Origin of the sequence: Pseudomonas proteolytica (assembly GCF_007858275.1) — a bacterium.
GTDB classification, from domain to species: domain Bacteria; phylum Pseudomonadota; class Gammaproteobacteria; order Pseudomonadales; family Pseudomonadaceae; genus Aquipseudomonas; species Aquipseudomonas proteolytica.
The window spans coordinates 72,666-87,559 of sequence record NZ_VFEV01000004.1 but is presented as its reverse complement, the minus strand read 5'-3'; the positions used below and the strand labels follow the sequence as shown (position 1 = coordinate 87,559).

Sequence of the window (14,894 nt, the reverse complement as noted above, 5' to 3'; positions counted from 1 at the left end):
TTCACTCCTCGCTAGAGATGGCAGGTACTTTGAAAACGTGGCGCAAATAGGCGACGAAGTTCGGGTCCGTGCAGTGGGTCTTGCCCGCTTCATCAGAGATCTTCGCCACGGGCTGGCCATTGCAGGCGGTCATTTTAAGCACGATGCTCATCGGTTCCACACCTGGAATGTCACAGGTCAGGTTGGTACCGATGCCAAAGCTGACATTGATCCGTCCACGCAGCGCGCGGAAAATCTCCAGGGCCTTGGGCAGCGTCAGGCTGTCGGAGAACACCAGGGTCTTGCTCATCGGCTCGATGCCCAGCTTATGGTAATGGGCGATGGCTTTTTCGGCCCACTGCACAGGGTCGCCAGAGTCGTGGCGCAGGCCGTCGAACAGCTTGGCGAAGTACAGATCGAAATCGCTGAGGAAGGCATCGGTGGTGATGCAATCGGTCAGGGCGATACCCAGTAGGCCACGGTACTCGCGAACCCAGCAATCGAGTGCGGCGATCTGGCTGTCGATCAGCCGCGGGCCCAGCTGCTGGTGGGCCATGATCCACTCATGGGCCATGGTGCCCAGGGGTTTCATGTCCAGCTCGCGGGCCAGGTGTACGTTGCTGGTGCCGACGAAACGGCCGGGGAAGTCGTGCTTGAGCACATTCACCACTTCCTCCTGCACGCGGTAGGAGAAGCGCCGGCGCGTGCCGAAGTCCGCGACCTGCAACTCGGCCAGCTCGTCGCTGCTGGCGTTGGCGCTCAGCCAGTCGAACTTGCGATACAACTGCTCGCGCGCCTGCTCCAGGATGATGGTCTGGTAGCGATAACGGTTGCGCACTTCGCTAACGATGGCCAGCAGTGGTACTTCAAACAGGATCACATGCAGCCACGGGCCGCGCAGGCGGATAAACAACTCGCCGTTCTCGATGCCGGTCTGCACGTAGCGCAGGTTGAAGCGGAACAGGCCGAGGAAGCGCAGGAAGTCCGGCTTCATGAAGCTGATGCGTTCCAGAAAGCCCAGTTGATCCGGGCTCAGGCTCAACTCGGCCAGGCGCTCGATCTGGTAACGGATTTCTGCCAGATACGGGCGCAGGTCTTCGCTGTTACGGCAACGGAATTCCCATTCAACTTCCACATTGGGGTAGTTGTGCAGCACCGCCTGCATCATGGTCAGCTTGTAGAAGTCGGTGTCGAGCAGGTTCTGCACGATGCGATCGGCAAACACACTCTCGCTCATAACGGGAATCTCCAGACAAGAATGGCGCTAGTGGCGCATAGACCTGTGTTGTTTTGCCAGAGGTTTTTTTGTCGTGGCCACTGGCGTCATCGCAGGCAAGCCAGCTCCCACAGGAGAATGCATTCCAAATGTGGGAGCATTCCAGGGGCTAAACAACCTGCTCCATCATCCACTTCACAAAATCCCGCACCTTGGGCACCTCCGCCGAATGCTCTGGATACGCCAGGTAGTAAGCATCCTGGCTGGGCATTGCATGTTGCCAGGGGATCACCAACTTGCCGTCTGCCAGCTCTTCTTCCACCAGGAACCGTGGCAGAAGCGCCACGCCACAGCCCACCTGGGCGGCGCGGATGCACATATAGAAGGTGTCAAAGCGCGGCCCGTGGTAGCTGTGCTCGGTCTGGTAGCCCAGGCTGGCGAACCAGTCGTGCCAGCCCTGGGGGCGCGAGGCGTTTTGCAGAAGCACCAGTTCGCTCAGTTGCGTGGGGTCACGCAACGGCTGGGCCGGCAGGCTCTCGGGAGCGCACACCGGTACCAACTCTTCGCCGAACAACTTGAGGCTCTCGGTGCCCGGTCGCGAGCCTGTGCCGAAGTAAAACGCCAAGTCGGCCTTGCCTTGCAGCAACTCGTCCGGGGTCTGCTCGTTGCACAGGTCCAGGTGAATCTGCGGGTGGCGCAGGCGCCAGCCCTTGAGGCGCGGCACCAGCCAGCGGGCGCCGAAGGTGTAGGGCGTGGACACGCGCAGTACTTCGGTCTCGCCGCCGTAGGAACGCAGGTAGTGGGTCGACATCTCCACATGGCTCAAGATCTTTCGTACTTCCACCAGGTACAGATCGCCCGCTGGCGTCATTTGCAAGCGGCGGCGCACCCGGCGAAACAACAGGTGTTGCAGCAACTCTTCCAGCTGCGCCACCTGCTTGCTGACCGCGCTCTGTGTAAGGTTCAGTTCCTCGGCGGCGCGGGTGAAGCTCAGGTGGCGGGTCACGGCCTCGAAGCACTGCAGGGCGGTGATCGAGGGTAAATGTCTTTTATTGAGCACGGCCTGCCCCTTTTTTGTTTTGGCATGAATAAACGGAATGATATCTCGCCTAAACGTCGTTTGTTGGCAAGTCCTGGGCCAGCTACAAATAAGCGCTGATCGTCGTGTTGGTCGCGGCGCAATTTTTGTGTGGATTGAAGGAGTGACCCATGGTTGCCGCATTGCTTGATCGTCTCGGCGTAGACCCGGTGTTGTACCAGGCCGGTAAACAGCCTGTGCATTCACCCATCGATGGCAGCCGCATCGCCAGTGTGCACTGGGAAGGGGCCGCCGAGGTCGAACAGCAGGTCAGTCGCGCCGAGCATGCATTCGACGCCTGGCGCAAGGTGCCGGCACCCCGTCGCGGTGAGCTGGTGCGCCAGTTCGGCGACCTGCTGCGTGAGTACAAGGCCGACCTGGGCGAGTTGGTGTCTTGGGAAGCCGGCAAAATCACCCAGGAAGGCCTGGGGGAAGTGCAGGAAATGATCGACATCTGCGACTTCGCCGTGGGCCTGTCGCGCCAGTTGTACGGGTTGACCATCGCCTCCGAGCGCCCTGGCCACCATATGCGGGAAACCTGGCACCCGCTGGGCGTGGTCGGCGTGATCAGCGCCTTCAACTTCCCGGTGGCGGTGTGGGCATGGAACACCGCGCTGGCGCTGGTGTGCGGCAACGCGGTGATCTGGAAGCCTTCGGAAAAGACCCCGCTCACCGCCCTGGCCTGCCAGGCGCTGTTCGAGCGGGTGGCGAAAAACTTCAGCGATGCACCGCCGTACCTCTGCCAGGTGGTCATTGGCGGGCGTGACGCCGGCGCCGCCCTGGTGGACGACCCACGTGTGGCACTGATCAGCGCCACCGGCAGCACGCGCATGGGCCGCGAAGTGGCGCCCAAGGTCGCCGCGCGGTTTGCCCGCAGCATTCTTGAACTGGGCGGCAACAACGCGATGATCCTCGGCCCCAGCGCCGACCTGGACATGGCCGTGCGCGCGATCCTGTTCAGCGCGGTGGGTACCGCCGGCCAGCGTTGCACCAGCCTGCGCCGGTTGATCGCCCATGAGTCGGTCAAGGAAGAAATCGTCACGCGCCTCAAGGCCGCCTATTCCAAGGTGCGCATCGGCCACCCGCTGCAAGGCAACCTGGTCGGCCCGCTGATCGACAAACACAGCTTTGAAAACATGCAGGACGCGTTGGAGCAGGCCCTGAGCGAAGGTGGCAAGGTGTTTGGCGGCAAGCGCCAGTTGCAGGAGCAGTTCCCTGACGCGTACTACGTGTCGCCGGCCATTGTGGAAATGCCCGAGCAGAGCGATGTGGTGTGCAACGAAACGTTCGCGCCGATCCTGTATGTGGTCGGCTACAAGGACTTCAGCGAGGCATTGCGCCTGAACAACGCTGTGCCACAGGGCTTGTCGTCGTGCATCTTTACCACCGATGTGCGCGAGGCCGAGCAGTTCATGTCGGCGATAGGCAGTGATTGCGGGATCGCCAACGTCAATATCGGCCCCAGCGGTGCGGAGATCGGCGGCGCGTTTGGCGGTGAAAAAGAAACCGGTGGCGGGCGTGAATCGGGTTCGGATGCGTGGCGCGGGTACATGCGTCGGCAGACCAATACCGTGAACTACTCGCTGGAATTGCCGCTGGCCCAGGGCATTACGTTCGACTGAGCCAGCCGAAATGCGGTCAATGTGGGAGCTGGCTTGCCTGCGATGGCGATGGCGGATCCAATACCGCTATCGCAGGCAAGCCAGCTTCCACAGTTGATCGGGTTTGCAGTTCAACAATTGTTTGTTAGGTCTCATCCCGGAGTCTGGCAATGCCATTACGCGAAGCGTGTTTGTGGGAACAACTGACCCCTGGCCGGCCAGATCGCGCCGCGCTCACGGGCGAGGTCAAGGTGGATGTGTGTGTGATTGGCGCCGGTATCACCGGTTTGTCGGCGGCCATCCATCTGCTGGAGCAAGGCAAAAGTGTCTGCGTGCTGGAGGCCCATCGCACCGGCCATGGCGGTTCGGGGCGTAACGTGGGCCTGGTCAACGCCGGGATGTGGATCCCCCCGGACGACATCGAGGCCGGTTTCGGCACGGCGGTGGGCAGCCAGCTCAACCGCATGCTCGGTGCGGCGCCGTCCCTGGTGTTCAGCCTGATCGACAAGTACAGAATTGATTGCCAGCTGCGCCGCGAGGGCACCTTGCACATGGCGCACAACGCCCGTGGCGAAGCCGACCTGCGCAGCCGCGAGGAACAATGGAAGCGCCGTGGCGCGCCCGTGGAGTTATTGACCGGTGCTGCGTGCGAGCAGGCCACCGGCACCAAGAAGATCGCTGCCGCCTTGCTCGACCGGCGCGCCGGCACCTTGAACCCGATGGCCTACACCAGTGGCCTGGCCAATGCGGCGGTGGGCCTGGGCGGGCAGTTGTTCGACCATTCCCCGGTGACGCAACTGGAGCGCCAGGGCCAGCACTGGTCTGTGCAAACTGCCCAGGGCGCGGTGCAGGCTGCACAAGTGGTGATCGCCTCCAATGCCTACACCGAAGGCGAGTGGACCGAGCTGCGGCGCAATTTTTTCCCTGGCTATTACTACCAGGTGGCTTCGGCGCCATTGAGTGATGACGCTGCGCAACAAATCCTGCCGGGCGGCCAGGGTTCCTGGGACACACGCCAAGTGCTGAGCAGCATCCGCCGCGATGCCGAGGGGCGTTTGTTGCTCGGTAGCCTGGGCAATGGCAACCAGAAACCTGTGTGGTTCCTCAAGGCCTGGGCTGACCGCGTGCAGCAGCACTACTTCCCGTTCCTCAAGGCGGTGGACTGGGAATACACCTGGACCGGCTGCATCGCCTTTACCCCAGACCATTTGATGCGGCTTTTCGAGCCAGCGCCCGGCTTGGTGGCGGTCACTGGCTACAACGGGCGTGGCGTGACCACGGGCAGCGTGGTCGGCAAGGCATTTGCCGACTATTTGTGCCACCAGGATCCCCAGGCCCTGCCGATTCCGTTTGCGCCGATGCAGCCGCTGGCCGGTGTAGGCCTGCGCAGTTGCCTGTACGAGGCGGGGTTTTCGCTGTACCACGCCGGCCAATGCCTGCGAATTGTCATCTGATCAGCGAAATACCCTTCAGAAGCCGGCATTTTCTTAGCCGGCTACTAATCTGTATTGGTGCGAGTCGTAGCAGTGACGCACTGTAAATGTGCACTTCCGTTACGCACATGGTTACAGATGCTCTAAGGCGCGCTTGATGGCTGGCTGACATCAGTTCATCGAGCGGGTTTTACCTTTTTTGCACCTTGGTTGCACCTCTGTGATCTAGAGGGTTGCACGTCCCGCCAAAAAGGCACCGAAACACCTGTAATAACAATGACACCGTGTCTTTCTGAAATAAAAAAACGCAATGGCACGCTGCTTGCTCTCAGCTTTCCAGTGAAGGTTTCAAGTGAAAGTTTGAAGTGAAATTGCAGTGCCCATTCAACAAAAAACTCGGAGCACCACTCATGTCCCAGACGTTTTACAAGAAAGGTTTCCTGGCCCTCGCGGTAGCTGCCGCGTTGGGTGTTTCTACGTTTGTTCAAGCTGATGTGAAGATTGGCGTGGCGGGGCCGATGACCGGTGCCAACGCTGCCTTCGGTGAGCAGTACATGAAAGGTGCCCAGGCGGCAGCTGACGTTATCAACAAGGCCGGCGGGATCAACGGCGAGCAGATCAAGCTGGTGGCCGGTGACGATGCCTGCGAGCCCAAGCAGGCCGTGGCCGTGGCCAACCGCCTGGCTGACCAGGACAAAGTGATCGGCGTGGTCGGGCACTTCTGCTCCTCGAACACCATTCCAGCCTCCGAGGTGTACGACGAAGCGGGCATCATCGCCATCACTCCAGGCTCCACCAACCCACAAGTCACCGAGCGTGGCCTGAGCGCCATGTTCCGTATGTGCGGGCGTGACGACCAGCAGGGCATCGTGGCCGGTGACTACATTGTCGACGTGCTCAAGGGCAAGAAAGTCGCCGTTATCAACGACAAGGACACCTACGGTAAAGGCCTGGCCGATGCCACCGCAGCCCAGTTGACCAAGCGCGGCGTCAAGCCGGTGCTGGAAGAAGGCCTGACCCGTGGCGAGAAAGACTTCAGCGCCCTGGTCACCAAGATCCGCTCCCTGGGCGCCGACGTCGTGTACTTCGGCGGCCTGCACCCGGAAGCCGGCCCTCTGGTGCGCCAGATCCGTGAATCGGGCCTCAAGGACGTCAAGTTCATGTCCGACGATGGTGTAGTGACCGATGAACTGGTGGCGACCGCCGGTGGTGCGCAGTACGTCGATGGCGTCTACATGACCTTCGGCGCCGACCCGCGCCTGCTGCCAGACAGCAAGGCGGTAGTGGAAGAGTTCCGCAAAAACGGCACCGAGCCTGAAGGCTACACCCTGTACGCCTACGCTTCGATCCAGGCCCTGGCGGCCGGTTTCAATGGCGCCAAGTCCAACAAGGGTGAAGACGCGGCCAAGTGGCTCAAGGCCAATCCGGTGCAAACCGTGATGGGCAAGAAAGAGTGGGATACCAAGGGCGACCTGAAGGTCTCCGACTACGTGGTGTACCAGTGGGACAAGGACGGCAAATACCACCAGTTGGAAAAGCAGAAGTAATCAACCAGCCACCACCGACCCCTTGTGGGAGCCGGGCTTGCCCGCGATGACGGACTGACAGCCAACACCTGTGTTGAATGTGAAACCGCTATCGCCGGCAAGCCAGCTCCCACATTGGATCGAGGTTGCCCGGGCCATGGTGTCCGGCACCCAATCTGTCTTTTCCTCCAGAAGGGCCGCACACCTGATGGTGTGCAGGTTCTCACCGCGTGAGATTGCGTTATGGATGGTATTTTCCTGCAGCAACTGGTCAACGGCCTGACCCTCGGGTCGGTCTATGGCCTGATCGCCATCGGCTACACAATGGTCTATGGCATCATTGGCATGATCAACTTCGCCCACGGCGAGGTTTATATGATTTCCGCTTACCTCGCGGCGATCAGTCTGGCACTGCTGGCGTACTTTGGTCTTGAATCCTTCCCGCTGCTCATACTCGGCACCCTGATATTCACCGTCGTCGTCACCGGCGTCTACGGCTGGGTCATCGAGCGTGTCGCCTACAAACCGTTGCGCAACTCCACCCGCCTGGCCCCGCTGATCAGTGCCATCGGGATCTCGCTGATCCTGCAGAACTACGCGCAGATCGCCCAGGGCGCCAAGCAACAAGGCATTCCGACCCTGCTGGCCGGCGCCTGGCGCGTCGATATCGGCACCGGGTTCGTGCAGTTGACCTACACCAAGGTGTTTATCCTGGTCGCGGCCTTTGCCGGCATGGCGCTGCTGACCTACATCATCAAGTACACCAAGCTCGGCCGCATGTGCCGCGCGACCCAGCAAGACCGCAAGATGGCCTCGATCCTGGGGATCAACACCGACCGCGTGATCTCCTACGTGTTTGTCATCGGTGCGGCCATGGCGGCCCTGGCCGGTGTGCTGATCACCCTGAACTACGGCACGTTCGACTTCTATGCCGGCTTCATCATTGGCATCAAGGCATTTACCGCAGCGGTACTCGGCGGCATCGGCTCCCTGCCTGGGGCGATGTTGGGCGGGATCATCCTGGGGATTTCCGAGTCGCTGTTCTCGGGGTTGATCAACTCTGACTACAAAGACGTGTTCAGTTTCTCCCTGCTGGTGGTGATTCTGATTTTCCGTCCCCAGGGCCTGCTTGGTCGCCCACTCGTGGCGAAGGTGTAAACATGTCTGCAGCCAAATCTATCGATATCAAGAAAAGTGTGGTCGATGCAGTCCTCGCCGGGCTGATTTCCCTGATCGTGTTCGGGCCCATCGTCGGCGTGGTCCTGGACGGCTACAGCTTCAACCTGGAGCCCGCCCGCGTGGGCTTGCTGGTGGCCATTGTGATGGCCGGGCGCCTGGTCATGAGCCTGTTCCTGCAAACCCCCAAGGGCTTGAAGATTCTCCAGGGCTTTGAAAACTCGGGCTCCGGCGTGCATGTGCTGGCGCCGGACTACAAGTCGCGGCTGCGCTGGATCATCCCGGCGTTGATCGTGATTGCCATCGTCTTTCCGTTTTTCGCCAACAAGTACCTGCTGACCGTGGTGATCCTCGGGCTGATCTACGTGTTGCTGGGCCTGGGCCTGAACATCGTGGTCGGCCTGGCCGGGCTGCTCGACCTGGGTTACGTGGCGTTCTACGCCATCGGCGCCTATGGCCTGGCCCTGGGTTATCAATACCTCGGGCTGGGCTTCTGGACGGTGCTGCCACTGGCGGCCATCGCGGCGGCGTTGGCCGGATGTATTCTGGGGTTCCCGGTGTTACGAATGCACGGTGACTACCTGGCCATCGTGACCCTGGGTTTTGGTGAAATCATCCGCCTGGTGCTCAATAACTGGCTGTCGTTTACCGGTGGGCCGAACGGCATGCCGGTGCCATCGCCGACGTTCCTCGGCCTGGAATTCGGCCGGCGGGCCAAGGAAGGCGGGGTGCCGTTCCATGAGTTCTTCGGCATTGCCTACAACCCCAACGTGAAATTCCTGTTCATCTACATCGTGCTGTTTCTGGTGGTATTGCTGGTGTTGTACATCAAGCACCGCCTGACTCGCATGCCGGTGGGCCGCGCCTGGGAAGCCTTGCGTGAAGATGAGATCGCCTGCCGTTCCATGGGCCTGAACCACGTGTTGGTCAAGCTTTCGGCGTTCACCATTGGCGCGTCCACGGCTGGCCTGGCCGGGGTGTTTTTTGCCAGCTACCAGGGCTTCGTCAACCCCTCGTCGTTTACCTTCTTCGAATCGGCGTTGATCCTTGCGATTGTGGTGCTGGGCGGCATGGGCTCGACGGTGGGCGTGGTAATTGCCGCGTTTGTGCTCACCGTGGCACCTGAACTGCTGCGCAGCTTCTCCGAGTACCGCGTACTGCTGTTCGGCGTGTTGATGGTGGTGATGATGATCTGGCGGCCACGGGGCCTGATCCGGATCAGCCGTACCGGTGTGACACCACGCAAGGGGGTGGCGCCATGAGCAAGGAAGTCGTTCTCAACGTGGAACACCTGATGATGCACTTCGGTGGCATCAAGGCCTTGAGCGATGTAAGCCTCAAGGTCGAGCGCAACTCGATCTTCGCCCTGATCGGCCCCAACGGCGCCGGCAAGACCACGGTGTTCAACTGCCTGACCGGGTTTTATACGGCCAGCGGCGGCAAGATCGAACTCAACATCCGCGGCAAGCAGACCAACGTGATCCAGTTGCTGGGGGAACGTTTCAAGCCCACCGACTTTGTTTCGCCCAAGAGCTTTTTCAGCCGGGTGTACTACAAGATGTTCGGCGGCACCCACCTGGTGAACCGCGCCGGCCTGGCCCGCACGTTCCAGAACATTCGCCTGTTCAAGGAAATGTCTGTGGTGGAAAACCTGCTGGTGGCCCAGCACATGTGGGTCAACCGCAACATGCTGGCGGGCATCCTCAACACCAAGGGCTACCGCAAGGCCGAAAGCGATGCACTGGACCATGCCTTCTACTGGCTGGAAGTGGTGGACCTGGTGGACTGCGCCAACCGCCTGGCTGGCGAACTCTCCTACGGCCAGCAGCGCCGCCTGGAAATCGCCCGGGCCATGTGCACCCGGCCGCAGATCATCTGCCTGGACGAACCGGCTGCGGGCCTCAACCCCCAGGAAACCGAAGCCCTCAGCGCGATGATTCGCCTGCTGCGCGACGAACACGACCTCACAGTGGTACTGATCGAGCACGACATGGGCATGGTGATGAGTATTTCCGACCACATTGTGGTGCTGGACCACGGCAACGTCATCGCCGAGGGGGGGCCGGAAGCGATCCGCAACGACCCGAAAGTGATCGCGGCCTACCTGGGCGCCGATGAAGAGGAGTTGGTATGACGACGCCTATCCTCGAAATGAAGGACCTGGACGTGTTCTATGGCCCGATCCAGGCCTTGAAGAAGGTCTCGCTGCACATCGACGAAGGCGAGACGGTGAGCCTGATCGGCTCCAATGGCGCGGGCAAGTCCACGCTGCTGATGTCGATCTTCGGCCAGCCGCGCGCCGAGTCCGGGCAGATCCTGTATCAGGGCGTGGACATTACCCACAAGTCGTCCCACTACATCGCCTCCAACGGCATCGCCCAGTCCCCGGAAGGGCGGCGGGTGTTCCCCGACATGACCGTCGAGGAAAACCTGCTGATGGGCACCATCCCGATTGGTGACAAGCACGCCAGCGAAGATATGCAACGCATGTTCGAGCTGTTTCCACGGCTCAAGGAGCGGCGCAACCAGCGTGCAATGACCATGTCCGGTGGCGAGCAGCAAATGCTCGCCATCGCCCGGGCGCTGATGAGCCGGCCCAAGCTGCTGCTGCTCGATGAACCGAGCCTGGGGTTGGCACCGATCGTGGTTAAGCAGATTTTTGCCACACTGCGTGAGTTGGCCGCCACCGGGATGACCATCTTTTTGGTGGAGCAGAACGCCAACCACGCGCTGCGCCTGTCTGACCGGGCGTATGTGATGGTCAACGGCGAGATTCGCCTCACAGGCAGCGGCAAAGAGCTTCTGGTGAACGAGGAAGTGCGCAACGCCTACCTCGGCGGGCACTAGATAATCACAAGCTGTACGCAAGACCCCTGTGGGAGCGGGCTTGCTCGCGATAGCGGTGTGTCAGTTGACCTCTTATTCGGCTGACACACCGCTATCGCGAGCAAGCCCGCTCCCACAGTGTTTTAGGGTGTTCTCAAGCACACCGGCAAATTGTGGAAAACAAATCCACACACCTGCCAAAGCGCGACATATAGCCGCCGCAAATCCCTGTTTTGTCACACAAATGACTTGTCCCCATCCACTGTGGAACCGGCTGTGGGTAACATGGGAGTAGCTGGCTGCAAGCCTCTATTTACGTGGCCTGCAGCGCGGTGAGTATTTTTTGATCAGCGGCTTTTTCGTGGGCTTGCACAGGATTTGTCAACCTGTTCATAGACACAGGTATATGACCGAAAGATGATGCCAGAGCCTGTGGATAAGTCTGTGGTTAAACTCTGGAAAGACCTTGGTAGGGGCCGGATTTGCTGGCCTGGAGCCATGTCCCTCGGCGCGTTGCTTTGCACAGGCCTACATAGGGCGGGTCCAAGGTCAAGCAAAAAACTTTTTGAATCGCGCTGAAAGCCTTGTACATAGCGGCCTGGAGGGTTTTGCAGTTGCCCCCAAAGACTGTGGGCGCAGCTGTGGATAACCTGCGCGCACATGGCTGTAAGCCACGGTTCACAAGGCTTTACGTGGTGTGGTTAAAAAGTGACCAGGTGTGCGTGGGATTATGTGCATAGCGGTTGCCGCGACGGCGGCGTAAGGGCATTCTGCTGGCTGATTTTTTCTCGATGCCTGCAAGGAGAACACCATGTCCAACACGCTGTTTATTACTGGCGCAACCTCAGGTTTCGGCGAAGCCTGTGCCCGTCGCTTCGCTGAGGCCGGCTGGAAACTGGTGCTCACCGGCCGGCGTGCCGAGCGCTTGAATGCGCTGGTCGAGGAGCTTTCCAAGCAGACCGAGGTGCATGGCCTGGTAGTGGACGTGCGTGACCGCAAGGGCATGGAAGAAGCGATTGCCAACCTGCCAGCGTCGTTCAGCAAGCTACGCGGGCTGATCAACAACGCCGGCCTGGCGGTGGGCACTGACCCGGCGCCCAAATGCAGCCTCGACGATTGGGAAACCATGGTCGACACCAACATCAAGGGCCTGCTGACCACCACCAGCCTGCTGCTGCCGCGCCTGATCGCCCATGGCCGTGGTGCCGGGATCATCAACCTGGGCTCCATCGCCGGCAACTACCCGTACCCGGGCAGCCACGTGTATGGCGGCTCCAAGGCGTTCGTCAAACAGTTCTCCCTGAACCTGCGCTGCGACCTGCAAGGCACTGGCGTGCGCGTGACCAACATCGAGCCGGGCCTGTGCGAGAGCGAGTTCTCCCTGGTGCGCTTTGGCGGTGACCAGGCGCGTTACGACGCCACCTACGCCGGCGCCGAGCCGATCCAGCCCCAGGACATTGCCGACACCATCTTCTGGGTGATGAACACCCCGGCGCACGTGAACATCAACCGCCTGGAACTGATGCCAGTGAGCCAGACCTGGGCTGGGTTTGCTATTGAGCGTGGGGCCAAGTAAGGCTTGAGACTGCGTCGCGTGTTTCGCGGGCAAGTCGGGTCATTGCACCGCCGGTGCGACGATTCGACGTGCCCGCGAAGGCGTCAGATCGGTCAAAACAGGGCATAAGGTACACTCCACTCCTGAAAACCCCACCGCACCCAGCGGTTTAAAGGTTTTGACAGGAGGATATGTGAGTAACCGAGGTGAGCAGGCACTGCTCAAACAATCGACCATCCTGATGTTCGCCGTGGCGATCGCCGGGATTGTCACGGGTGTGATATCAGGCGCCCAATCCATTTTATTCGATGGCTTTTTTTCGCTGATCGCGACCTTTATTAAGGTACTGATGCTGATCACGGCCAAGCTGATCGCCAAGAAAAGCAACGACCGTTTCCAGTTCGGCTACTGGCACCTGGAGCCCATGGTGCTGCTGATCGAGGGCAGTTTCCTGCTGTTGATCGCCATCTATGCGTTTCTCAACGGGGTGTTCGGCATTATCAATGGCGGGCGCGAGATCGAGTTGGGGCTGGTGATCATCTACGCCGCGGTGTTTACCGTGGTCGAGTTCGCGTACTTCTTCTATGTGCGCCACCGCAACCGCAAGCTGCAATCGTCGTTGATCCAGTTCGACAACATCAGTTGGCTGGTGGACGCGATGCTCTCGGTGGGCTTGCTGGTGAGCTTCCTGGCCGCGTTGCTGCTCAAGTCCCAGGGCTATGGCGAGTGGGCGGTGTATGTCGACCCCATGATCCTGATCCTGCTGGCCCTGAGCATGCTGGCGCCGGCCTTGAAGATCCTGCGCCCGGCCTTGCGCGATGTGCTGGGGATTGCCCCGGACCAGTTGGACGACAAGGTGCGCGAAGTGATGGACGCGGCCCAGGCCCGGCATGGTTTCGAGGACTACGTGTCCTACGTGCAGAAACACGGGCGGGCGCGGTTTATCGAGATTCATGTGGTGCTGCCGGCTGACTACCCGGTGGATAAAGTCGCAACGCTCGATGAGCTGCGTGAAGAGATATCCACAGGGCTGGGCGCGGCGGACAAGGCGCGTTGGTTGACCATCAGCTTTACCGGCGATCGCAAGTGGATTGCCTGATAGTCAGTTAGACCGCGGTGAGGCTATCGCAGGCAAGCCAGCTCCCACATTCGACCGCATTCCAAAGATGGAACTCGGTCAAGTGTGGGAGCTGGCTTGCCTGCGAAGGGGCTGCAAAGATCAGCCGAAAAATTCGATCAGGCCCTGATAGCACGTCGCCAAATGGTAGGGCGTAGTCGACGGCATATCCCGGCGGCTCACCTCTCCCTTGGCATCCAGGCACTCATTCCAGCCCCGGGCATGCAAGAAATGCTGCTGCAACGCCAGCAATTGGCGCTGCAGCACCGCTGCGCTACCCGCACGCAAAGTCAGTGCCCGCAGGTACTCGGCCTGGGCCCAGATGCGCTGGGTGCCGTCACGCACGGTACCGTCCAGGGCCAACATGCCACTGACGGCGCCGCTTACGTTATCCACACCCATCTGCTCGGCATAGGCAAATGCCCGGCTTAGCGAGGCATGCAGCGCAGTGCCGCGCAATACGGGTGAGGACTCCAGGAGGAAGAACCATTCGAACTGGTGCCCCGGTTCGAACCAGTTATCCACAGCACCCAGCGGCTTCTCCATCATCACCCCATGCTGGCGGTCGATGAAACGCTGCTGCATGGCCGTCGCCAATGCCAGCAGGGCCTGTTGCACTGCGGCGTCTTCACGCACCGCGAGGGTGGCGAGGAAGCCTTCGGCCAGGTGCATCAGCGGGTTTTGCAGCGGACCGGACTTGAGGGATGACCAGTTACGCTCCACTACCGCCTCATACAGGCCGTCGCCCGTGGCAAAGCGTTCGGCAACCACTTCCAGGGCGGCATTGAGCACCGATTCCACCAGCGGCTCACGGACCTTGGCCCAGTAATGGGCGCAGGCGAAGATGATAAACGCGTGGGTATACAGGTCTTTGCGCTTGTCCAGCGGCTTGCCGTGGGGGTCGATGCTGTAGAACCAGCCACCGTGCTCGGCGTCGTGGAAGTGCCGTTGCAGCGAGCGAAACAAGGCCGCGGCACGTTCTTCGGCAAAGTCCTGGCCCGGCTCGCCGATCAGGCTGGCAAACACGTACAACTGCCGCGCACAGGCCATGGCGCGGTAGCGCTGTGGGGGCAAGGGGCGGTGATCGGCATCCAGCGCCTCATAGGGCAACGCCAACTCGGCATTCCAGCCCGGACCCTGCCAGAGCGGCACGATCAGGTCGTTGAAGTGCGTGAGCACAGCGTTCAAGTGAGGCTTGTTGGCAGAGCTTGGAGCGATGGGCATCGGCTGGCGTCGTCACGGCAGGGGTGTTTGCCGCGCATGTTAGCAGGCTTGGGGGCAGCGGTGGTTTTGCTACCGCTTTCGCGAGCAAGCCCGCTCCCACATTTGACCGGGTTCCATCGTTGGAATGCGGTCAAATGTGGGAGCGGGCTTGCTCGCGAAGAGG

The 14,894-nt window shown here is 60.7% G+C and carries 12 protein-coding genes; 9 read left to right on the top strand and 3 right to left on the bottom strand.

Annotation, left to right across the window (positions count from 1 at the left end):
- Nucleotide 1: 1 nt before the first annotated feature.
- Both pncB and FIV38_RS04465 read right to left on the bottom strand, forming a co-directional pair.
- Nucleotides 2-1,216 (bottom strand): nicotinate phosphoribosyltransferase, encoded by a 1,215-nt coding sequence (gene pncB / locus FIV38_RS04470; protein ID WP_029300515.1) that lies wholly within the window; start codon nt 1,214-1,216, stop codon nt 2-4.
- Between the two features lie 148 nt (nt 1,217-1,364).
- Entirely contained in the window at nt 1,365-2,255 is an 891-nt protein-coding gene (locus tag FIV38_RS04465; protein ID WP_092233084.1) for a LysR family transcriptional regulator, read from the bottom strand.
- Nucleotides 2,256-2,404: 149 nt separating this feature from the next.
- Between FIV38_RS04465 and amaB the strand changes: the two genes are divergently transcribed.
- From amaB to FIV38_RS04415, 9 genes are all read left to right on the top strand, one after another.
- Entirely contained in the window at nt 2,405-3,895 is a 1,491-nt protein-coding gene (gene amaB / locus FIV38_RS04460; RefSeq protein WP_092233087.1) for an L-piperidine-6-carboxylate dehydrogenase, read from the top strand.
- 149 nt (nt 3,896-4,044) lie between these two features.
- Entirely contained in the window at nt 4,045-5,328 is a 1,284-nt protein-coding gene (amaA, locus tag FIV38_RS04455) for an L-pipecolate oxidase (protein ID WP_092233090.1), read from the top strand.
- Between the two features lie 389 nt (nt 5,329-5,717).
- The gene (locus FIV38_RS04450; RefSeq protein WP_092233094.1) at nt 5,718-6,854 is read left to right on the top strand and encodes a branched-chain amino acid ABC transporter substrate-binding protein; all 1,137 of its coding nucleotides are present in this window, start codon (nt 5,718-5,720) and stop codon (nt 6,852-6,854) included.
- A 222-nt stretch (nt 6,855-7,076) separates the two neighbouring features.
- Entirely contained in the window at nt 7,077-7,991 is a 915-nt protein-coding gene (locus FIV38_RS04440) for an ABC transporter permease subunit (RefSeq protein WP_029300506.1), read from the top strand.
- A gap of 2 nt (nt 7,992-7,993) precedes the next feature.
- Nucleotides 7,994-9,271: a high-affinity branched-chain amino acid ABC transporter permease LivM gene (gene livM, locus FIV38_RS04435; RefSeq protein ID WP_029300505.1), complete on the top strand. Its 1,278-nt coding sequence runs from the start codon at nt 7,994-7,996 to the stop codon at nt 9,269-9,271.
- Nucleotides 9,268-10,143 carry an ABC transporter ATP-binding protein gene (locus tag FIV38_RS04430; protein WP_029300504.1) on the top strand — a complete coding sequence of 292 codons (876 nt, stop codon included), beginning with the start codon at nt 9,268-9,270 and terminating at the stop codon, nt 10,141-10,143. Before livM ends, FIV38_RS04430 begins: the two co-directional genes overlap by 4 nt.
- Nucleotides 10,140-10,856: an ABC transporter ATP-binding protein gene (locus FIV38_RS04425; protein WP_029300502.1), complete on the top strand. Its 717-nt coding sequence runs from the start codon at nt 10,140-10,142 to the stop codon at nt 10,854-10,856. The genes FIV38_RS04430 and FIV38_RS04425 overlap by 4 nt, the downstream gene beginning before the upstream one ends.
- 790 nt (nt 10,857-11,646) lie before the next feature.
- A complete protein-coding gene (locus FIV38_RS04420; RefSeq protein WP_029300500.1) occupies nt 11,647-12,411 on the top strand; it encodes an SDR family oxidoreductase in 765 nt (254 codons plus the stop codon).
- 172 nt (nt 12,412-12,583) lie between these two features.
- Complete coding sequence (locus FIV38_RS04415; protein WP_029300498.1) at nt 12,584-13,489, top strand: cation diffusion facilitator family transporter; 906 nt, start codon at nt 12,584-12,586, stop codon at nt 13,487-13,489.
- A 120-nt stretch (nt 13,490-13,609) separates the two neighbouring features.
- Here the strand turns inward: FIV38_RS04415 and FIV38_RS04410 are convergent, their stop codons facing one another.
- Nucleotides 13,610-14,731, bottom strand: coding sequence for an AGE family epimerase/isomerase (locus FIV38_RS04410; RefSeq protein ID WP_070996417.1), 1,122 nt, complete (start codon nt 14,729-14,731; stop codon nt 13,610-13,612).
- Nucleotides 14,732-14,894 lie beyond the last annotated feature (163 nt).

What these genes read in the sequence shown, in the direction of transcription:
- FIV38_RS04420 (WP_029300500.1), top strand. Translation starts at nt 11,647, where the DNA reads ATGTCCAACACGCTGTTTATTACTGGCGCAACCTCAGGTTTCGGCGAA.
- FIV38_RS04410 (WP_070996417.1), bottom strand. Translation starts at nt 14,731, where the DNA reads ATGCCCATCGCTCCAAGCTCTGCCAACAAGCCTCACTTGAACGCTGTG.
- FIV38_RS04430 (WP_029300504.1), top strand. Translation starts at nt 9,268, where the DNA reads ATGAGCAAGGAAGTCGTTCTCAACGTGGAACACCTGATGATGCACTTC.
- FIV38_RS04425 (WP_029300502.1), top strand. Translation starts at nt 10,140, where the DNA reads ATGACGACGCCTATCCTCGAAATGAAGGACCTGGACGTGTTCTATGGC.
- amaB (WP_092233087.1), top strand. Translation starts at nt 2,405, where the DNA reads ATGGTTGCCGCATTGCTTGATCGTCTCGGCGTAGACCCGGTGTTGTAC.
- livM (WP_029300505.1), top strand. Translation starts at nt 7,994, where the DNA reads ATGTCTGCAGCCAAATCTATCGATATCAAGAAAAGTGTGGTCGATGCA.
- pncB (WP_029300515.1), bottom strand. Translation starts at nt 1,216, where the DNA reads ATGAGCGAGAGTGTGTTTGCCGATCGCATCGTGCAGAACCTGCTCGAC.
- amaA (WP_092233090.1), top strand. Translation starts at nt 4,045, where the DNA reads ATGCCATTACGCGAAGCGTGTTTGTGGGAACAACTGACCCCTGGCCGG.
- FIV38_RS04450 (WP_092233094.1), top strand. Translation starts at nt 5,718, where the DNA reads ATGTCCCAGACGTTTTACAAGAAAGGTTTCCTGGCCCTCGCGGTAGCT.
- FIV38_RS04440 (WP_029300506.1), top strand. Translation starts at nt 7,077, where the DNA reads ATGGATGGTATTTTCCTGCAGCAACTGGTCAACGGCCTGACCCTCGGG.